Origin of the sequence: Amycolatopsis endophytica (genome assembly GCF_013410405.1) — a bacterium.
Classification (GTDB): domain Bacteria; phylum Actinomycetota; class Actinomycetes; order Mycobacteriales; family Pseudonocardiaceae; genus Amycolatopsis_E; species Amycolatopsis_E endophytica.
Map to the genome: position 1 here is coordinate 1,842,780 of NZ_JACCFK010000002.1, position 19,364 is coordinate 1,862,143.

Annotated in this window: 24 protein-coding genes; 4 read left to right on the top strand and 20 right to left on the bottom strand. The window is 70.7% G+C overall.

The genetic code is table 11. The annotated features are described in order from the left end of the window. Positions 1 to 22: 22 nt before the first annotated feature. Positions 23 to 571, top strand: coding sequence for a helix-turn-helix domain-containing protein (locus HNR02_RS34100; protein WP_179778016.1), 549 nt, complete (start codon positions 23 to 25; stop codon positions 569 to 571). Further along, positions 568 to 1,092, top strand: a complete 525-nt coding sequence (locus HNR02_RS34105; RefSeq protein ID WP_179777703.1) for a GNAT family N-acetyltransferase — start codon at positions 568 to 570, stop codon at positions 1,090 to 1,092. The genes HNR02_RS34100 and HNR02_RS34105 overlap by 4 nt, the downstream gene beginning before the upstream one ends. A gap of 22 nt (positions 1,093 to 1,114) precedes the next feature. Here HNR02_RS34105 and HNR02_RS34110 read toward each other — a convergent pair whose 3' ends face one another. Further along, on the bottom strand, positions 1,115 to 2,500 hold the full coding sequence (locus tag HNR02_RS34110; protein ID WP_179777704.1) for a glycine--tRNA ligase: 1,386 nt from the start codon (positions 2,498 to 2,500) through the stop codon (positions 1,115 to 1,117). Positions 2,501 to 2,672: 172 nt separating this feature from the next. Here HNR02_RS34110 and HNR02_RS34115 point away from each other — a divergent pair, with 172 nt between their 5' ends. Next, positions 2,673 to 3,059 carry an ArsR/SmtB family transcription factor gene (locus tag HNR02_RS34115; protein WP_179777705.1) on the top strand — a complete coding sequence of 129 codons (387 nt, stop codon included), beginning with the start codon at positions 2,673 to 2,675 and terminating at the stop codon, positions 3,057 to 3,059. Beyond that, positions 3,056 to 3,484 carry a Fur family transcriptional regulator gene (locus tag HNR02_RS34120; protein WP_179777706.1) on the top strand — a complete coding sequence of 143 codons (429 nt, stop codon included), beginning with the start codon at positions 3,056 to 3,058 and terminating at the stop codon, positions 3,482 to 3,484. Before HNR02_RS34115 ends, HNR02_RS34120 begins: the two co-directional genes overlap by 4 nt. A 355-nt stretch (positions 3,485 to 3,839) precedes the next feature. On the opposite strand, the gene HNR02_RS34125 is transcribed toward HNR02_RS34120, so the two are convergent. From HNR02_RS34125 to hrcA, 19 genes are all read right to left on the bottom strand, one after another. Beyond that, positions 3,840 to 4,145: a hypothetical protein gene (locus tag HNR02_RS34125; protein ID WP_312861283.1), complete on the bottom strand. Its 306-nt coding sequence runs from the start codon at positions 4,143 to 4,145 to the stop codon at positions 3,840 to 3,842. Positions 4,146 to 4,149: 4 nt separating this feature from the next. Beyond that, a complete protein-coding gene (locus HNR02_RS34130; RefSeq protein ID WP_179777707.1) occupies positions 4,150 to 4,524 on the bottom strand; it encodes a hypothetical protein in 375 nt (124 codons plus the stop codon). Between the two features lie 380 nt (positions 4,525 to 4,904). Then, entirely contained in the window at positions 4,905 to 5,645 is a 741-nt protein-coding gene (locus HNR02_RS34135; RefSeq protein ID WP_179777708.1) for a TIGR03943 family putative permease subunit, read from the bottom strand. A 15-nt stretch (positions 5,646 to 5,660) separates the two neighbouring features. Further along, a complete protein-coding gene (locus HNR02_RS34140; protein WP_179777709.1) occupies positions 5,661 to 6,017 on the bottom strand; it encodes a hypothetical protein in 357 nt (118 codons plus the stop codon). Beyond that, entirely contained in the window at positions 6,014 to 7,024 is a 1,011-nt protein-coding gene (locus HNR02_RS34145) for a permease (RefSeq protein WP_179777710.1), read from the bottom strand. The genes HNR02_RS34140 and HNR02_RS34145 overlap by 4 nt, the downstream gene beginning before the upstream one ends. A gap of 1,066 nt (positions 7,025 to 8,090) precedes the next feature. Continuing rightward, on the bottom strand, positions 8,091 to 8,495 hold the full coding sequence (locus HNR02_RS34150; RefSeq protein WP_179777711.1) for a hypothetical protein: 405 nt from the start codon (positions 8,493 to 8,495) through the stop codon (positions 8,091 to 8,093). Continuing rightward, entirely contained in the window at positions 8,492 to 9,307 is an 816-nt protein-coding gene (locus HNR02_RS34155) for an isoprenyl transferase (protein WP_179777712.1), read from the bottom strand. Before HNR02_RS34155 ends, HNR02_RS34150 begins: the two co-directional genes overlap by 4 nt. A 36-nt stretch (positions 9,308 to 9,343) precedes the next feature. After that, complete coding sequence (gene recO, locus HNR02_RS34160) at positions 9,344 to 10,099, bottom strand: DNA repair protein RecO (protein WP_179777713.1); 756 nt, start codon at positions 10,097 to 10,099, stop codon at positions 9,344 to 9,346. A 12-nt stretch (positions 10,100 to 10,111) separates the two neighbouring features. After that, a complete protein-coding gene (locus HNR02_RS34165; RefSeq protein ID WP_179777714.1) occupies positions 10,112 to 10,528 on the bottom strand; it encodes a DUF2752 domain-containing protein in 417 nt (138 codons plus the stop codon). A 4-nt stretch (positions 10,529 to 10,532) separates the two neighbouring features. Beyond that, positions 10,533 to 11,249 (bottom strand): RDD family protein, encoded by a 717-nt coding sequence (locus tag HNR02_RS36680; RefSeq protein ID WP_179777715.1) that lies wholly within the window; start codon positions 11,247 to 11,249, stop codon positions 10,533 to 10,535. A 71-nt stretch (positions 11,250 to 11,320) separates the two neighbouring features. Further along, on the bottom strand, positions 11,321 to 12,214 hold the full coding sequence (gene era, locus HNR02_RS34175) for a GTPase Era (protein WP_179777716.1): 894 nt from the start codon (positions 12,212 to 12,214) through the stop codon (positions 11,321 to 11,323). Next, positions 12,211 to 12,543, bottom strand: coding sequence for a cytidine deaminase-like protein (locus tag HNR02_RS34180; protein WP_179777717.1), 333 nt, complete (start codon positions 12,541 to 12,543; stop codon positions 12,211 to 12,213). Before HNR02_RS34180 ends, era begins: the two co-directional genes overlap by 4 nt. After that, entirely contained in the window at positions 12,536 to 13,873 is a 1,338-nt protein-coding gene (locus HNR02_RS34185; protein WP_179777718.1) for a hemolysin family protein, read from the bottom strand. Before HNR02_RS34185 ends, HNR02_RS34180 begins: the two co-directional genes overlap by 8 nt. A 10-nt stretch (positions 13,874 to 13,883) precedes the next feature. Beyond that, on the bottom strand, positions 13,884 to 14,432 hold the full coding sequence (gene ybeY / locus HNR02_RS34190; protein WP_179777719.1) for an rRNA maturation RNase YbeY: 549 nt from the start codon (positions 14,430 to 14,432) through the stop codon (positions 13,884 to 13,886). A gap of 3 nt (positions 14,433 to 14,435) precedes the next feature. Continuing rightward, positions 14,436 to 15,518, bottom strand: coding sequence for a PhoH family protein (locus tag HNR02_RS34195; RefSeq protein ID WP_179777720.1), 1,083 nt, complete (start codon positions 15,516 to 15,518; stop codon positions 14,436 to 14,438). A 92-nt stretch (positions 15,519 to 15,610) separates the two neighbouring features. Further along, positions 15,611 to 15,970 (bottom strand): histidine triad nucleotide-binding protein, encoded by a 360-nt coding sequence (locus tag HNR02_RS34200; RefSeq protein WP_179777721.1) that lies wholly within the window; start codon positions 15,968 to 15,970, stop codon positions 15,611 to 15,613. A gap of 378 nt (positions 15,971 to 16,348) precedes the next feature. Continuing rightward, positions 16,349 to 17,098: a 16S rRNA (uracil(1498)-N(3))-methyltransferase gene (locus HNR02_RS34205; protein WP_179777722.1), complete on the bottom strand. Its 750-nt coding sequence runs from the start codon at positions 17,096 to 17,098 to the stop codon at positions 16,349 to 16,351. Next, the gene (gene dnaJ, locus HNR02_RS34210; protein ID WP_179777723.1) at positions 17,098 to 18,258 is read right to left on the bottom strand and encodes a molecular chaperone DnaJ; all 1,161 of its coding nucleotides are present in this window, start codon (positions 18,256 to 18,258) and stop codon (positions 17,098 to 17,100) included. Before dnaJ ends, HNR02_RS34205 begins: the two co-directional genes overlap by 1 nt. Before the next feature lie 48 nt (positions 18,259 to 18,306). Next, complete coding sequence (hrcA, locus tag HNR02_RS34215) at positions 18,307 to 19,332, bottom strand: heat-inducible transcriptional repressor HrcA (protein ID WP_179777724.1); 1,026 nt, start codon at positions 19,330 to 19,332, stop codon at positions 18,307 to 18,309. Positions 19,333 to 19,364 lie beyond the last annotated feature (32 nt).

Below are 19,364 nucleotides of genomic sequence, written 5' to 3' on the forward strand. Positions count from 1 at the left end.
TATCCTCTCTCAGGTGAGAACGATGGAGGATCGCCTCGCCGCCCGGCTGGCGGAGCTGCGGGCCGAGCGCGGATGGTCGCTCGACGACCTCGCCGACAGGTCCGGCGTGAGCCGGTCGACGCTGTCCCGCGTCGAGCGCGGCGAGATCAGCCCGACGGCGTCCCTGCTCGGCCGGTTGTGCACCGTCTACGAGCGACCGATGTCGCGGCTGCTGACCGAAGTGGAGGCCGACGGGGCGCAGCTGATCCGGTCGGCCGGGCAGAGCGTGTGGACCGACGAGGACAGTGGATTCGTGCGTCGTTCGGTGTCGCCGCCCCATCCGGCGCTGCGCGCGGAGGTCGTCGAAGGCACGCTGCGGCCCGGTGCCGACCTCTCCTACGACGCCCCGTCGGTGCCCGGACTGGAGCAGCACCTGTGGATGCTCGACGGCGCGCTCGACCTGACCGTCGACGGCCGGAAGCACGCGCTCGTCTCCGGTGACTGCCTGCGGTTCCGGCTCTGGGGCCCGACGCGGTTCCACTGCCCCGGCCCGGGGGCCGCGCGGTACCTGCTGGTGCTGGTGATGCCGTGATCACGCGACTGTCCGCCGCGGACTACCCCGGTGCTGTGCGCGCGCTCGGCGAGGTGCTGGCCGACTGCACGAACGGCGGCGCGTCCGTCGGGTTCCTGGCCCCGTTCGACCCGGCCGAGGCCGCGGCGTGGTGGAAGGGTCTGGCGGGCGATGTCGAGAGCGGCGCGCTGCTGATCTGGGCCGCCTGGTCCGGCGCGCGGCTCGTGGGCACCGTCCAGATCCGCCGCTCGTCGATGCCGAACGCCCCGCACCGCGGCGAGCTGGCGAAACTCCTGGTGCACCGGGACGCGCGAGGCCGCGGCCTCGGCCGGACCCTGCTCGCGGAGGCCGAACGCGGCGCCCGCGACGCCGGGATCACGGTGCTGGTGCTCGACACGGAGACCGGGAGCCCCGCCCAGCGGCTGTACTCTTCCGCGGGCTGGACCGAGACCGGCACGATCCCGGACTACGCGCAGGACCCGTCCGGGGCGCTGCGTTCCACGACGTTCTTCTACAAGAAAGCCCTGGTCACCGAGCGGTGACCAGGGCTTTCGAGCGCGTTCGTCAGCAGCCGGGCAGGCGCGCGGCCAGGTAGGACTCCACCTTGTCCAGCGCGACACGCTCCTGCGCCATGCTGTCGCGCTCGCGCACGGTCACGGCCTGATCCTCGAGCGTGTCGAAGTCGACGGTGACGCAGTACGGCGTGCCGACCTCCTCCTGGCGGCGGTAGCGCTTGCCGATCGAACCGGCGTCGTCGAAGTCGACGTTCCAGTTGCGGCGCAGCGCCGCGGCCAGGTCCTTCGCCTTCGGCGTGAGGTCGGCGTTGCGGGACAGCGGCAGCACCGCGACCTTGAACGGCGCCAGCCGCGGGTCGAGCTTGAGCACGACGCGCTTGTCGACACCGCCCTTGGCGTTGGGCACCTCGTCCTCGTTGTAGGCGTCCAGCAGGAACGCCATCATCGGGCGGCCGACACCGGCGGCGGGCTCGATGACGAACGGACGGTAACGCTGCTTGGTGGCCTGGTCGAAGTAGGCCAGGTCGACGCCGGAGTGGTTGGAGTGCGTGGTGAGGTCGAAGTCGGTGCGGTTGGCGATGCCCTCCAGCTCACCCCACTCCTGGCCGGCGGAGAACCCGAAGCGGTACTCGATGTCGACGGTGCGCTTCGAGTAGTGCGACAGCTTCTCCTTCGGGTGCTCGTAGTGCCGCAGGTTGTCGCTGTTGATGCCGAGGCCGGTGTACCACTCGGTGCGCAGGTCGATCCAGTACTGGTGCCAGCGCTCGTCCTCACCCGGCTCGACGAAGTACTCCATCTCCATCTGCTCGAACTCGCGCGTGCGGAAGATGAAGTTGCCGGGGGTGATCTCGTTGCGGAAGGACTTGCCGATCTGGCCGATGCCGAACGGCGGCTTCTTCCGCGACGTGGTCTGCACGTTGAGGAAGTTCACGAAGATGCCCTGCGCCGTCTCCGGGCGCAGGTAGGCCATGCCCTCTTCGCTCTCGACCGGGCCCAGGTGGGTCTTGAGCATCATGTTGAACTCGCGCGGCGCGGTGTACTGGCCGCGGGTGCCGCAGTTCGGGCACGGGACGTCGGACAGGTCGTCCTCGCCGGTCTCCTTGCCGGTGCGGGCGCTGTAGTCCTCGGCCAGCTGGTCGGCGCGGAACCGCCGGTGGCACGAGGTGCACTCGACCAGCGGATCGTTGAACGCGTTGACGTGACCGGAGGCCACCCACACCTGGCGCGGCAGGATGACGGAGGAGTCGAGACCGACGACGTCGTCCCGGCTCTGCACCATCGTGCGCCACCACTGGCGCTTGATGTTCTCCTTCAGCTCGACGCCGAGCGGTCCGTAGTCCCACGCCGACCGGGTTCCGCCGTAGATCTCCCCGCTCGGGAAGACGAAGCCACGACGCTTGCACAGGCTGACGACGGTCTCAATGTTGGCGGGCACTCCACGCTCTCCATCAGATGCGGGGACGGTTATCGGTTCTGTCCAGCGTATCCGGCGCCCGTCGCGGCCCGGCGCGGGGCTTGACATGGGATGGGAGGAGGCGATAACGGCAACCACTACCGGGAGAACACTAGGATGGAAGGACATCGACCGACCCGAGGCTGGAGATGTTATGCCGATGGCTCGTCCGGACGCCGCGTTGCCCGGATTGCCCGACGACGCCGAGCAGGTTCACGCGGGCGACGAGCTGAAGCCACGCACGCCGCCCCAGCCGGCCGCGACCCTGTCCGAAGCGGGCGAGCTGCTGCGGGCCCTGTCGGCGCCGGTGCGCATCGCGATCGTGCTGCAGCTACGGGACGCCGACCGGTGCGTGCACGAACTGGTCGACGCCCTCGACGTGGCGCAGCCGCTGATCAGCCAGCACCTGCGGGTGCTCAAGGCGGCCGGGGTGGTGCGGGGTGACCGACGGGGCCGTGAAGTGGTGTACCGGCTCGTGGACGATCATCTGGCGCACATCGTGGTGGACGCGGTCGCGCATGTGCAGGAGGGCAGTTCATGACGAGTAGCGAGGTTCGCCGGGCCCCGGTGCCCGGTCGCCGGTCGACGAAGCAGCGGGCGGCGGTGGTGGACTTGCTGTCGGAGGTCGACGACTTCCGGTCGGCGCAAGAGCTGCACGACGAGCTGCGCAAACGCGGCGACGGCATCGGCCTGACCACCGTGTACCGGACGCTGCAGTCGCTGGCCGAGGCCGACGAGGTGGACGTTCTGCGCACCGAATCGGGCGAGGCGATCTACCGCCGCTGCTCGACGCACCACCACCATCACCTGGTGTGCCGTCACTGCGGCTTCACCGTCGAGGTGGAGGGCCCGGCGGTCGAACGCTGGGCGGACAAGGTCGCGGCAGGCAACGGCTTTTCGGACATCCGTCATACGGTCGAGATCGTGGGCACGTGCACGGACTGCTCCCGACGGCTGGCGGGTTGAGTCGGCGGCGGTCCCCAATGCGGCATTGGTGGCGTCCAACGCTCCCAAAGTGGCATGGGGGAACTCCCCGGCGGGGGAGTGCGGCGGGCGGCGTGGCTACGGTGGGCAACCGGGCTACGGCGAGCAGCCGGACTGCGGCCGGCGAGCAGCCGGACTGCGGCCGGCGAGCGGCCGGACTGCGGCCGGCGAGCGGCCGGACTGCGGCGGGCGGCCAGGGTCGATGTCGCGGCGGGGCGGTCCGCTGGACTGGTCATGACGGCGGGCAGCCCGGGTTGAGCCGACGCCGCGGCGGCAGTCTGAGCCGGGGCCGATGTCGCTGTGGGCCACCGCGGCCGGGCCTGCCTTGCGGTGTGACCTAGGTTCCCTGTGCCGGGCCTCCGTGCCCCGTGCCACGTTCGAGCGCACTTCCGTGCGTGGCGCGGTAGGCGGCGCGCACGGCTTCGGCGGCGGTGTCGGCGTTCGCGCCCAGATCGCTTGGCAGTGCGGCGAAGTCGGCGGCCGCGGAGTGCAGCACCAGGGTGGTGTCGGGGTGCCCTGCCGCGTCGGCGGCAGCTTCGCGCCGGGCGGGAGAACCGCTGGTCACCAACCGGTTCATCTGGTCGCGCACCTGTCGCCAGGGCGCGAGACCACTGTCGGTGTCGACGACGATGCGCAGGGCCACCCCGTCACCGCATGGGCGCTGTCGTGCCGGTCCGGTCGCGCTGGACGATGGCGAGGAAAGCGACCACGCTCACGACCACCAGCGCGGCACCGGGCAGGTCGGTCACCTCGCCGGCCAGGGAAGCCGGAGTGACGAGGCCGAGCCCCACGGCGACGCGCGCGCTGCGGGTGCGCAGAGCGAAATCGACTTCGGCACGCCCGTCCGCCGGCCGTCGCACGGCGAGCAGGACGACCAGCACGGCCAGCGCGGTCATCACGAGCGCCACGGCCAGCTCGACCCACCGTTGCAGGAGGGCCAGCCGCAGCAGCGCGGCCACGACGACGACCCCGGCGACGATCAGCGCCCACACCGGTACGAAGTCCCGGATTTCCCGTCGCACCAGGAGGGCCGTGCGCCGCACCGTCGTCCGGCGCGACGACGGGCAGCACCAGGAACAGCCACGGATACCAGAACCGGCGGCGGCGCAGGTACCGCACCGCGTCGGACACGTCCTGCCCGTCCGGCTCCGCGATGCCCCACCTGCGGAGCACACGTGTGCCCTGACGTTCACCGGGCCACAGCAGGAGAAGGATCACCAGGCCGACACCGAACATGACAGCGGCTACGGCGATCCTGTTGTCCCAGGGCGTTCCAACGTCCCTCTTGTATCAAGCACTCGATACAAGAGGGTGAGTGCCCGGTCCACTCGTGCTTCCAGCGCGGAGTACGTCGTGCGCTTGCGTGGTCGGGGAGGTCCGTGAGCCGCCGGAGGTGCGCTGGCTAGTACTCATACGCGTCCTGAGGGGCGGCGATGGGGTTCAGGGACTCGACCGTGACGTCCGCGGTGTAGCCGTTCGACGCGACGGCCGTGCCGGGGACGATCTGGCCGGTGACCTCCAGCCAGCTGTCGTCGGGGTAGCGCGTGGCTTCGGGGCCGGTGAGCCGGACTGTCATCGGCGAGGCGTCGGCCGCGCAGCACCGGATCACCATGCGCGCCAGCAGCACGCTGTCCTTGTCGTGCACGACGAAGCCGGTGAGCCGGACCGTGCGGCCGTTCAACGAGCCGCGGGAGTCCCAGCCCGCGCGGGTGACGAACTCGGTCAGCGTCAGCGGCACGACGTCGCCGGCCGGAAGCGGCGGGAACGCGGCGGCATCCTGCGCGGCGGCTGTGCGTGGTGCGCCCGCGGACGTGCGGATCACCGAGTCGGACCCGAGTGCGGGCGGGGCGACGAGCAGCACCGCGAGCACGGGGACGACCAGCAGCCACGCCGAACGCGCCGGATGGTGGTGGTCGTGCGCGTGGCCGGGCTCCGGGGTCGCGGTGGCGGCGCGGGCCCTGCGGGCGGTTTGCAGGTCGCGCGCGATGGCGACAGCGCCGAGCAGCAGGATCACCGCTCCCCCTGCGATCACCCACGGTTGCTGGGCGGGTTTGACGTAGCGCAGATAGTCACCGTTGATGCCGATCTTGAGCAGCGCCCCGCCGAGCAGCACCAGCAGGATGTTCTGCGTTTCGCGACGCACGAGTTCCCCTCCTCCCTACAGCGGCCGGACGACGAGCCAGTCGCTGGCGGCGACGACGAAGGCGATGGCGCCGCTCAGCGCGAGCAACGCCGCGATCGCCCCGAAGAGCATCCCGGCGCGGGCGAGACCGCCGGGTGTGGCGCGGCCGAGGAAACCGAACAGCATCGACAGCACCCCGGCGGACAGAACCACGATCCACAGCGCGCCGAGGACGAGCGTCAGCACCACGGACATCGGCGACGGCAGCGCGCCACCCGCCGCCGGCCGGACGAACGCCCAGGTCACCCAGATCGACACACCCATCACGACGCCGACAGCACCGAGCGCGGCGGACGCTACCGCGAGACCGGGCCGCTGCTGTTGCACGTTCATCTCGCACCCCCCAGGACGAGCACTCCGGCCACCACGGCGCAGGCGGTCGCCACGACGAACGTCACCGGGGCGAACCGTACCGCGAACGAGCGCCCGAAGGTGCCCGCCTGCAGCGCGAACAGCTTGACGTCGATGGCCGGGCCGACGACGAGGAACACGAGCTTCGGCAACAGCGGCAACGCGGTGAGTGACGCGGCGACGAACGCGTCGGCCTCGCTGCACAGCGCGAGGACCACCGCGAGAACGGCCATGATCACGACACCGAGCACGATCTGGTTGCTCAGCACCTCGAACCACGCCGCGGGCACGAGGACGTTCATCGTGGCGGCGATGAGCGCGCCGAGCACCAGGAACCCGGCCGATTCGACGAGGTCGGCACGCGCCGTCTCGGTGAAGGTGCGCCACCGGTTGCCGCCTTCGGGCATCCGTTCCAGCGCGCGCTGGACGATCCAGTCGAGCTTGCCCCATCGCGCCCAGAGCAGACCCATCACGACGGCGGTCGCGAAGGAGCCGAGGAAGCGGGCCAGGACCATCTCGGGCTGCCCGGGGAACGCGACCGCCGTCGCGACGAGCACCACCGGGTTCACCGCCGGAGCGGCGAGGAGGAACGTCAGCGCCGCCGCCGGAGCAACCCCCTGCCCGATGAGCCGCCGCGCCACGGGCACCGAGGCACACTCACAGCCCGGCAGGGCGACCCCGGCGAGCCCCGCGACGCCCACCGCGCCCGCCTGGTTGCGCGGAATCACGCGGCGCAGGACCTTCGCCGGGACGAACGCCGCGATCGCCCCGCTGATCAGCACGCCGAGCACGAGGAACGGCAGGGCCTGCACGCACACCGCGACGAACACCGTGGAGCCGGTACGCAGGGCCGGCACATCGAGCACGTCACGCAACCACCCCTGCCCGAGCACGGCGACGATCAGCAGGGCGCAGAGCACCTCGATGGAGGTGATCCGCCCCCGGCGCCGCTTGCCCGCGGGTTCCGTTCGGTCGAGTACGTCGCTCACCGGGCCGATACTGCCAGGAGTCAGGGGGCCGGGGCTCGGGGCGGGCTCACGAACGGACCGTTGGTGAGGTTTTGGGCATGAACGGACCAGTCGTGGGGGTGCGAGATGCGCTGGGTGGGGCCGGTGAGGGTTCCGCTCGCGCCCCCGGGCTGTCCGATCGGCGCAGGGATGGGGTGGTGAGGGGTGCTACCGGGATCACGGCCTGGGGTGGAGCCGCTGCGGCGAGGGCGGCGGGGCATGAAGCCGCTGCAGCAGGAACATCGCGCGGGGCCGAGCCGCGACGGCAGGAACATCGCGCGGGGCCGAGCCGCGACGGCAGGAACATCGCGCGGGGCCGAGCCGCGACGGCAGGAACATCGCGCGGGGCGAAGACACTCCAGCAGGACCACGGCGCAGGATGGAGCCACTGCAACAGGAGCATCGCGGGACGTGAAGCCGCTACAGCAGGAACATCGCGCGGGGCGGAGACACTCCAGCAGGACCACGGCGCAGGATGTGCAGTCGTGTGCCGCAAGTGCGGTGGGCGATTTCGCAGCCGCGACGCGGCGCGCGACGCGAGTACCTCCAACGCCGGGCTCGCAAGCTCGCAACGGATTGCCCCTTCCGCACCCGATTCTTCAGGGTTTTGGCGATCGAGCAGACGCGTCAAGGCGGGAAAGCGTGCCTTGACCCGCCTGATCGATCGCCAAAGACGGCTCGGGATCGGCTGCGGGAGAGGAACGGCCGGTAGGCACAGTGCCGGGTTGCCTACCGTTGCCGGGCGCCGGACGAACGTGGAGTTGGCGCCGCGAGCGGCAAACACGGCGCCCGGAACGGCCAACACGCCGCCGCGAGCGGCAAACACGGCGCCCGGAGCGGCAAACACGGCGCGGCGCGCGGCGTGTTGGCCGCTCCGGTTGGCGTGTTTGCTCTTCCGGGACGCCACTTGCCCACCCAACCGCAGCCCGGCAACGCAACCCGACCCACCAGGCCGTCCAGCCTCCCCCTCACCCCGATCAACTGCGAGCTTGCGAGCCCGGCGCGTCCAGCCGCGCGCAGCGCAAAAACCCGCGTAGCGGCTCGAAACTCAAGTCAATTCGGAACGCAACTGCGAAGCCGTCGAAACCACCAGCATCAGCAGAGTCCCCAGCGCCGCGATCTCCAGCCCCTGCGCCGGGAACGCGTATCGCAGCGTCAGGTCCAGCCCCCGCTCGGCGTGTTGCACACCCAGCGTTCCGAACAGACCCTGTCCCGCGCGCTCGGCGGCCTTCGCCGCGAAGGCTGGATCGTCGGGCAGGTCCCAGCCGACCACGCAGGTCAGGCTGAGCACCGTCAACCCCTCCGCGAGCTGCGTCGACTGGATCACGCACGGCACGCCGTTGTGCGAAAACGTCAAGGCCCCGTCGTCGTCCACATGGACTTCGAGATAGGTCTCCAGCGCTTCGCGGGCCCGGCTCAGCAGCTCCGCCGTGTCGGCCGCCTCCGTGGTCACGATTCCCCCTTCGCGGCGTCGAACGCGGCTCCGAAACGGCGGTCGCGGCGGGCGAACTCCTCGCACGCCGCCCATAGTTGACGGCGGTCGAAATCCGGGAAGAGCGTGTCCTGGAAGACGAACTCCGCGTAGGCCGACTGCCAGAGCATGAAGTTCGAGGTTCGCAGCTCACCCGACGGGCGCAGGAACAGATCCACGTCGGGCATTTCCGGCTGGTACATGTACTTCGCGAGCATCCGCTCGTCCACCTTGTCCGGATTGATTTTTCCCTCGGCGGCGAGCTGCGCCAGCCGTCGTGCCGCGTCGGCGATCTCGGCGCGGCCGCCGTAGTTCACGCACATGGTCATGTTCAACAGCGTGTTGTGCCTGGTCTTCTCCTCCGCGGCCTGCAGCTCCTTGATGACGCTGCGCCACAGCCTCGGCGTGCGCCCCGCCCACCGGATCCGCACCCCGATCGACCCGAGGTAGTCCACCTGACGGCGGATCGTGTCGCGGTTGAAGCCCATCAGGAACTTCACCTCGTCCGGGCTGCGCTTCCAGTTCTCCGTCGAGAACGCGTACACCGAGAGCCACTTGACGCCCAGTTCGACGGCACCGCTGGCGACGTCGATCATCACGGCCTCACCGCGCTTGTGCCCCTCGATCCGCGGCAGCCCGCGCTGGTTCGCCCAGCGGCCGTTGCCGTCCATGACCAGCGCGACGTGGTTGGGCACCAGCTCGGCGGGGATCACCGGCGGCTTCGCCCCCGACGGGTGCGGATCGGGTGCCCGTAGCTCCACCGCCGAAGTTGACGCACGCGCCTTGAGCCGCACCTGATCCTCCCACTGCCTCGGGTTGCGGCTTCGACCCTACTTGCCCGCCTGGAGCTCCCTGGCACGCCTCTCGACGAGCGGCAACGACTTCAGCTGCCGTTCGAGGTGCCACTGCAGGTGAGCGGCCACGATCCCGCTCGCGTCACGGCGCGTGCCGGGCACCGATGCCTCCGCGATGTCCCAGTCACCGTGCAGGAGCGACTCCAGCAGCACCAGGACCTCCGGCGCCGGGTTCACCGAGCCGGGAACCCGGCAGTTGCCGCACAGCAGACCGCCCGCCTGCACGTTGAACGCGGTGTGCGGACCGGGAAGGCCACAGCGGGCGCATTCGGTGATCGCCGGCGCCCAGCCGGCGAAGGCCATCGCCCGCAGCAGGAACGCGTCGAGCACCAGCGAGGAGTCCCGCTGCCCGTCGGCCAGCGCCCGCAGCGCGCCCACGACCAGCAGGTACAGCCGCATCGCCGGCTCGCCCTCCTCGACGGTGAGCCGGTCGGCGGTCTCCGCGATCGCGCTGGCCGCCGTGTAGCGCTGGTAGTCCCCCACCAGCGGCAACGCGAACGCGTCGACCGTCTGGACCTGGGTGATCACGTCGAGCGTGCGGCCGGTGTAGAACTGCGCGTCGACGTGCCCGAACGGCTCCAGCCGCGCCCCGAACCGCGACGTCGTGCGGCGCACCCCCTTGGCGACGGCGCGGACTTTGCCGTACCGCCGTGTCAGGAAGGTGATGATGCGGTCCGCCTCGCCCAGCTTGTGGACCCGCAGCACCACACCGGTGTCGCGATAAAGACTCACGTCTCCATGGTCTCACGCGTAGGCGGACAGACCGGTGAACGGCGCGAACGGCACGTTCCGCACCACCCACCAGACCACCAGCAACCCGGCGACAGCCAGGGTGAGCCGCCACCCGAGAGCACCGTCGGACCACCACCGCCGCGCGCGGCCGGCCTCCCACCGCACCGCCGCGACCAGCGTGACCACGGCGAGCGGCAGCAGCACGACCAGGGCGAACGCGTTGAACGACAGCGCCGCACCCACATCGCCGTGCAGCAGCGCCCCCACGGCCCGGCTGCCACCACAGAACGGACAGTCCAACCCGGTCAGGGCGTGGAACCAGCACGGGATCCGCAGCACACCGGTGCCCAGCGCCACGGCGGCGCCCGCACCGGCGGCAGCCACGGCGGGCGTGACCCGCACGCTCCGCCACGACCGCCGCACCGTCATGACCTCAGTACATCGCCTTCGTCGAGATCGCGTAAGTCTTCGCGGCCTTGTCGTGCCAGCCCTGGCGCGCCTGCTCGTCGAAGAACGGCGACAGGATCACCAGCAGCTCGACCAGCCCGCCGATACACGGGATCAGCCCCGGCAGCACCATCGTGGCCAGGCGCGTGAACGCCGGCCCGCCCCCGATACCGCCGCCGGGCTGCCCGGCCGACTGCTCGGTGACGACGCGGATCCCGGCGACGTTCTTGCCCACCGTCGCGCCGCGCGTGGCCAGCATCGTGCCCTCGTAGACCAGGACCGACAGCGACGTCAGCGGCAGGAACAGGATGAAGATCCACCACGAGCTGGGGTCGCCCGCGATGATCGCGAACTGCAGGATCACGATCAGGATCGTCAGCGGAACACCGATGATCAGCCCGTCCACGACCCGCGCCAGGAACCGGCTGCCCATCGTGGCCAGCACGAGCGGTGGTGTGTGCGGGAACTGGATCTGCGAACCGGGCACCACGATGTGCGCCTGCCCCGGCAGGGGCGGGATCGGGCCGTACTGGGGCTGGCCGTACTGGGGCTGGCCGTACGGCGGTTGTGCCGGGTATCCCTGGGGCGCGCCGTAGCCGGGCGTCTGCGGGTACTGGCCGTACGGCTGCTGGAAACCGCCCGAAGGCTGCCCGTATGGCTGCTGCGGGTACTGCCCGGGCTGCTGGCCGTAGGGATTGGTCACTGGAGTCCCCCTCGAGTGGATCACGTCGACGCGGCAGCGTACCCGGTCATCCGGCGACGAGTTCCGATCGGTCAGAAACCCAGGCGGCGCAGCTGCTTCGGGTCGCGCTGCCAGTCCTTGGCGACCTTCACGTGCAGGTTGAGGTAGACCTTCGTGCCGAGCAGCTTCTGGATCTGCTGCCGCGCCTGCGCCCCGACGGTCTTCATGCGCTCGCCCTGGTGGCCCAGGATGATGCCCTTCTGGCTGGGCCGCTCGACGTAGACGGTCGCGTAGATGTCGAGCAGGTCGCGCTTGTCCTCGCGCGCCAGCATCTCCTCGACGGTCACCGCGATGGAGTGCGGCAGTTCGTCGCGCACGCCTTCGAGCGCGGCCTCGCGGATCAGCTCCGCCACCAGCGTCTGCTCGGGTTCGTCGGTGAGGTCGCCGTCCGGGTAGAGCTGCGGGCCCTCCGGCAGGCGGGCGACGAGCAGGTCCTCCAGCTGCTTGACCTGGAAGCCGTCCACGGCGGACACCGGGATCAGCTCCTCGAACTCCATGACCTCCTGCAGCGCCAGCAGCTGCGCGGCGATCTGCTCGGGCCGGACGAGGTCGGTCTTGGTGACGATCCCGACGACCGGCGTGCGCTTGGCGACCTTGCGCAGTTCGTCGGCGATGTAGCGGTCACCGGGCCCCACCTTTTCGTCGGCGGGCACGCAGAACCCGACGACGTCCACTTCGGACCACGTCTCGCGCACGACGTCGTTGAGCCGCTGCCCGAGCAGCGTGCGCGGTTTGTGCACCCCCGGGGTGTCCACGATGACCAGTTGCGCGTCGTCGCGGTGGACGATGCCCCGGATGGCGTGGCGCGTGGTCTGCGGTTTGCTGGAGGTGATCGCGACCTTGCTGCCGACCAGCGCGTTGGTCAGGGTCGACTTGCCGGCGTTGGGACGGCCGACGAAACAGGCGAAACCGGACCGGTGCGTCACAGGACTTCCTGGACGGTGCCCGACGGGTCGGCGCGCAGGATCGGCGCCGTCTTCGCCAGGTCCCGCACCGCGTTCACGGACGCCTCGGAGACGAACGGGTCGGCGGTGACGATCGCGGCCGCCTCCAGTCCCTCCGCGCCGCTCGACACGGCCGCCGCGATGGCGGCCTGGATCGCGGTGATCTTGAACGAGGGCAGGTCGATGGTGGTGGCCGCGTAGGTGCGGCCATCGGTGTCGCGCACCGCGGCGCCCTCGGCGGCCTGGATGCGCGCCCGCGCGGATCGGGCGAGGATGACGATCTTCTCGTCCTCGGGGTCCAGCTCAGGCATGGTCCACACTCCTGTCGGCCTCGTCGTGGTCACCGTTGCTGGTACGCACCCTACGTCCGGCCAGCTCGTCGCTTTCCGCCTGCACCACGACGGTCGAGATCCGCATCCGGCCGCGGCGGTCCTTGCCGCCCTCGGCGTGCAACCGCAGACCGTCGATCTCGGCCTCGGCGCCGGGCAGCGGGACCCGCCCGAGCCGCTGCGCGAGCAGCCCGCCGACGGTCTCCACGTCGTGGTCTTCCAGTTCCAGCCCGAACAGCTCGCCCAGGTCGCCGACGCCCAGACGCGCGGACACCCGCACCGTGCGGTCGTCGAGGTGCTCGACCGGCGGGCGTTCCTCCAGGTCGGACTCGTCGGTGATCTCGCCGACGATCTCCTCCAGGATGTCCTCGATGGTGAGCAGCCCGGCGGTGCCGCCGTACTCGTCGACCGCGATCGCGAGGTGGTTGTGCGACACCTGCATCTCGCGGAGCAGTTCGTCCAGCCGCTTGGAATCGGGCACGAAACTCGCCGGGTACATCAGCTCCGACACCGCGCGCGCTTCACCCGCTTCGAGCTGCGCGCGCACCAGGTCCTTGATGTTGATCACACCGACGATGTCGTCGACCGACTCGTCGATCACCGGCAGCCGGGTGAACCCGGTGCGCAGCGACAGCGCCAGAGCCTGCCGCACGCTCTTGGTCTGCTCGATCCAGATGATCTCGGTGCGCGGCACCATCACCTCGCGCGCCACGGTGTCGCCCAGCTCGAACACCGAGTGGATCATCTGCCGCTCGCCGGGTTCCACCACGCCGCGTTCCTCGGCGAGGTCGACCAGCTCGCGCAGCTCGATTTCCGTGGTGAACGGGCCTTCGCGGAAACCTTGGCCGGGGGTGATGGCGTTACCGATGATGATCAGCAGCCGGGACAGCGGGCCGAGGACCGAGCCGAGCACCCGCACCGGCCAGGCCACGACGGTGCCGACCCGGTAGGGGTGCTGGCGGCCGATCGTGCGCGGCCCGACCCCGATGAGGACATAGCTGACCAGCAGCATCACCAGGGCGGTGACCACCAGCGCGAGCCCCTGCGGCTCGATCCAGCGCAGGAACACCACGGTGACCAGCACCGTCGCGGTCAGCTCGCAGCCCAGCCGCAGCAGCACCAGCAGGTTGATGTGCCGTCGTCGTTCGTCGATCACCGTGGACAGCTGGCGGGCGCCGGGACGGCCCATGCGCACCATGCCCTCGGCGCGGGCCTTCGACACGCTGCTGACCGCCGCGTCGGCGGCCGCGAGCACCCCGCCGAGCAGCACCAGCGCCACGGCGATCACCAGCAGAGCGGCCGAACTCGCCATCGGCCGTCCCTCACTCCTCGGTGTCGGCGGGGGTGTCCAGGCCGGCAGCCCCCAGCAGGCGATCGTCGGTGGTCCGCTGCGCTGCGCTGCGCTGGGCGTCGGCCACCGCGACCTTGAAGTCGGCCAGGATCCGCTTCTGCAGACCGAACATCTCGCGTTCCTCGGCGGGCTCGGCGTGGTCGTAGCCGAGCAGGTGCAGGACGCCGTGCACGGTCAGCAGGTGCAGCTCGTCGATCAGGGAGTGACCGGCCGTGCGTGCCTGGTCCCTGGCGAAACCCGGGCACAGCACGATGTCGCCGAGCAGCGCGGGCGACGGGTCACCCGCGTCGGGACGGCGGGCGGCGTCCAGCTCGTCCATCGGGAAGGCCATGACGTCGGTGGGCCCCGGCAGGTCCATCCAGCGTTCGTGCAGGTCGGACATGACGTCCAGGGTCACCAGCACCACCGACAGCTCGGCGAGCGGGCTGACCTCCATGCGGTCCAGCGCGAAGCGCGCGGCCGAGACGATCGACGTCTCGTCCACCGCGACACCGGACTCGTTCGCGATCTCGATCGTCATGGCTCAGCGTCGGCCCCGCCAGCCGTTGCCCGGCTGCGTGTCCTGCTCGGCCTGCCACTTCTCGTAGGCGTCCACGATGTTCCCGACCAGCCGGTGGCGCACCACGTCGGAGCTGGTGAGCGTGGCGAAATGCAAGTCTTCCACGCCTTCCAGGATCTCACGCACCACTCGCAGGCCCGACTTCTGCCCGGTCGGGAGGTCGACCTGGGTGATGTCCCCGGTCACCACGATCTTCGAGCCGAACCCGAGCCGGGTGAGGAACATCTTCATCTGCTCGGGCGTGGTGTTCTGCGCCTCGTCGAGGATGATGAACGCGTCGTTGAGCGTGCGGCCGCGCATGTAGGCCAGCGGCGCGATCTCGATGGTGCCCGCCTGGATCAGCCGCGGGATCGAGTCCGGGTCGACCATGTCGTGCAGCGCGTCGTAGAGCGGCCGCAGGTACGGGTCGATCTTCTCGGACAGCGTGCCCGGCAGGAAGCCCAGGCGCTCCCCCGCCTCGACCGCGGGCCGGGTGAGGATGATCCGGGTGATCTGCTTGGCCTGCAGCGCCTGCACGGCCTTCGCCATCGCCAGGTACGTCTTGCCGGTGCCCGCCGGGCCGATGCCGAAGACGACCGTGTACTTGTCGATGGCGTCGACGTAGCGCTTCTGGTTCAGTGTCTTGGGGCGGATCGTGCGGCCGCGCCGGGACAGGATGTCCAGGCTGAGCACTTCGGCCGGCGACTCCGAGCCGCCCGCCGAGAGCATGCCCACGGTGCGGCGCACGGTGTCCGGGCCGACCTGCTGGCCGCGCCCGGCGAGCGCCACCAGCTCGGCGAACACGCGCTCACCGAACGCGACGTCGGCGGGCTCCCCGGTGAGGGTGACCTCGTTGCCCCGTACGTGCACGTCGGCGGCCAGCAGCTCCTCGGCGACCCGCAGGTTCTCGTCGCGGGACCCGAGCAGCGTGAGCACCGCGCCGTCCGGAATGGGGAACCGGGACTGGGCACTGCGCGTGCCGTGTGCGGTTCCGTTGGTCTCAGTGACGCCCCCGGCGCCGTCGGGAACGTCCGATCGGGCGGCTCCACCCTGTGCGGTTCCGGCCAAGTGTCCTCGGGCCTGCCTTCTGCGTCTCCGCTGCTCGCTTGCTGCTGCTTACCCCACGATGCTAGCGAAACGGGCGGGGCGCGCGCAGGCGGTTACTTCGCGAGTCGCCCGAAGTACCCGAGTTGTTCGCCACCCAGGACGTGCGCGTGCACGTGGAAGACGGTCTGCCCGGCGTCACTGTCCGTGTTGAAGACCACGCGGTAGCCGGATTCGGTGATGCCCTCGAGTTCGGCGACCTTGGCCGCGGTGCTCATCACGTCCGCGAGCAGTTGCGGATCGGCGGCCGCCAGCTCCGCGACATTGCGGTAACGCTTCTTCGGCACAACGAGCACGTGCACGCGCGCCTGCGGCTGGATATCGCGAAACGCGAAAGTATTTTCAGTTTCGTACACCTTGTCGCTCGGAATCTCGCCCGCGACAATCCGCTCGAACAACGTCTCCGCATCGCTCATGCGCGAACCCTATCGCTGTCGTCCGGTGCGGCGACATGCCTGGTGCCACAGGGAAAACGGAAAACTCCGTGAGATGCCGCGGGGCGGTGGAGCCTGGGGGTCGCTCCACCGCCTCCGCGGCTCCGCCGGACCGAGGGGGGAGGTGTCCGGCGGGGCTTCGGGCACCCGAGGCCAACCCCAGGTGTCGTGGTGGTCAGGGTAATGGGTGCGGTGCCTCACGCGCCACAGTCGACACCCAACTTTTTCCAGGTTTCGAAGACGGCCGGTACGCGAATGCGGTGAAACGCGCGTTGTGGTGCGAGTTCCAGCGCGACCGCGCGCCAGGACCGGCAACCGGATTCGCCCGCTTCGGTGGCAACAGCGCGTGACCGACGCGGATCACCAGCGAGCGGTCAACGCCCCCAGCGCGCCCAGCGCCACCGCGGCCGCCGTGGACGTCCGCAGGACGGTCGGCCCCAGCCGGACACCCACGGCCCCGGCCGCGCCGAGCGCGGTGAGCTCGCCGTCGGTGATGCCGCCCTCCGGACCCACCACCAGGAGCACATCACCCGAGGACGGCAGCTCCAGCTCGGTCAGCCGCCGCGCCGCGCTGCCTTCCAGGACAAGGGCGCACGCGGCACCGGACACCGCGTCCGCCAGCTGTGCCGTCGTCACCGGCTCACGCACCGGCGGCACCCACGCGCGCCGGGCCTGTTTCGCCGCGGCCCGCGCCGTGTTCTGCCAGCGGGCCAGCGCCTTCGCGCCCCTCGGGCCCTCCTCCCAGCGCACGACGCTGCGCTCGGCACGCCACGGCAGAATCTCGTCCGCGCCGGCCTCGGTCGCCAGCTCCACCGCGAGTTCGCCCCGGTCACCCTTGGCCAGCGCCTGCGCCACGACGACCCGTGGCGACGGCTCCGGCTCGCTCCAGCGCTGCGACACCGCCAGGTCCAGCACCGGCTCCCGGCCCGGCCGCACCACCTCGATCAGACACTCCGCCGCGGAGCCCCGCCCGTCGGAGACCACCAGCCGCTCCCCCGCCCGCATGCGCCGGACGGTCGCCGCGTGCCGGGCCTCCTCACCGCCCAGCACGACGTGCGGTCCCGCCGGCAGCTCCTCGACGAGGAACACCGGCGGCGTCGTGGACGGCATTACTTGTGGCTCTTGGCGCGCAGCTTCGAGAACAGCCCGCCCTGGTGGCGCCCGTTCGACGTCACCCCGGACTCCTCGCCACGCAGCTGGGCCAGCTGGGCCAGCAGCTCGCGCTGGGTTTCGTCGATCTTGGTCGGCACCGTGACGTCGACGTGGACGTGCAGGTCACCCCGCCCGTCGACGCGACCGGACGACCGCAGCCGCGGCATGCCCATCCCCGCCAGCACCAGCTCGGTGGCCGGCTGCGTGCCCGGGTCGACCGTGAGCTCGTACTCGCCGTCGACCAGCGTCTCCAGCGGCACCGTGGCGCCGAGCGCGGCGGAGGTCATCGGGATGCGCAGGTTGCAGTGCAGGTCGTGGCCCTCGCGGACGAACACCTCGTGCGGTTCCTCGTCGACCTCGATGTAGAGGTCACCCGCCGGGCCACCGCCGGGGCCGACCTCACCCTGCGCCGACAACCGGATCCGCATCCCGTCGCCGACCCCGGCCGGGACCTTGGCGGTCACCGACCGCCGGGCGCGCACGCGGCCGTCGCCACCGCACTGGCGGCACGGGTCGGTGATGACCTCGCCGAGACCGCGGCAGACCGGGCACGGCCGCGCGGTGACGACCTGCCCGAGGAACGACCGCTGCACCGACTGGATCTCGCCCTGGCCGTGGCAGGTGTCGCAGGTCTTGACCGAACCGCCGGGAGCGGTGCCACCGCCCTGGCACTGGTCGCACAGGATCGCCGTGTCGACGGTGATGTCCTTGTCGACGCCCGTCGCGCACTCCTCCAGGCTCAGGCTGATCCGGATGAGCGCGTCCGACCCCGGCTGGACCCGGCTGCGCGGGCCGCGTCCGCGCCCGCCGCCGCTGGCCGCGCCGAAGAAGGCGTCCATGATGTCGCCGAGGCCGCCGAAACCGCCGAACGGATCGCCGCCACCGCCACCGCGGGCGCCACCGTCCATCGGGTCGCCCCCGAGGTCGACGATCTTGCGCTTCTGCGGGTCGGACAGGACCTCGTAGGCCGACGTGACCTCGCTGAACTTGTGCTGGGCGTCCTCGGACGGGTTGACGTCGGGGTGCAGCTCGCGGGCGAGCTTGCGGTAGGCGCGCTTGATCTCCTGATCACTCGCGTTCTTGGGCACCCCGAGGATGCCGTAGTAGTCCCTGGCCACCTTCTGAACCGTCCTCCTAGAAAAGCACTGCACCTTGGCCGCGGCGGGTCAGCCGCCGGCCAGGATCTGCCCCACGTAGTTGGCCACCGCGCGCACCGCGGCGATCGTGCCGGGGTAGTCCATCCGCGTCGGACCGACCACACCCATCCCGCCGAGCAGCATGTCGTTCTTGCCGTACCCGATCGACACCACCGAGGTGCTGCGCATCTGCTCGTCCTCATTCTCTTCACCGATGCGGACGGTGACCGCACCGGGGTTGCGCGCGGCGGCGAGCAGCTTGAGCACCACGACCTGTTCCTCGAGCGCCTCCAGCACCTGGCGCAGCGATCCGGGGAAGTCGGCGACGCTGCGGGTGAGGTTCGCCGTCCCGCCCAGGACCAGGCGTTCCTCCGGGTGCTCCACGAGGTGCTCGACCAGCAGCGTGCAGATCCGGATGACCGCGTCCCGCAGCTCGCCGGGCGCCTGGTCGGGCAGTTCGGTGACGCGGGTGGCCGCGTCGGTGAGGCGCCTGCCCGCCAGCGCTGTGTTGAGCATCTCGCGGATGCGGCCGACGTTCTCCTCGGTCATCACGTCGCCGAGGTCGACGGTACGCTGATCGACCCGCCCGGAGTCAGTGATGATCACCAGCATCAGGCGCGCCGGTGTGAGCGGAACCACTTCCAGATGCCGCAGCGACGAGTTCGACATCGTCGGATACTGGATGACCGCGACCTGCCGCGTCAGCTGCGCGAGCAGCCGCACCGACCGGCGCAGGACATCGTCGAGGTCGAGCGCCCCGTCGAGGAAGCTGGTGATGGCACGCCGCTCGGCCTGCGTCAGCGGCTTGATCTCGGAGAGCTTGTCGACGAAGAGCCGGTACCCCTTGTCGGTGGGGATGCGGCCGGCGCTGGTGTGCGGCTGGGTGATGTACCCCTCCTCCTCCAGCACCGCCATGTCGTTGCGCACCGTCGCGCTGGAAACGCCGAGGCTGTGCCGGTCGACGAGCGCCTTCGAACCCACCGGCTCCTGGCTCGACACGTAGTCCGCGACGATGGCGCGCAGAACCTCGAAACGACGGTCCTCCGAGCTGGGCACGCCTCACCTCCGAACACTCCGGGCGGGTATCT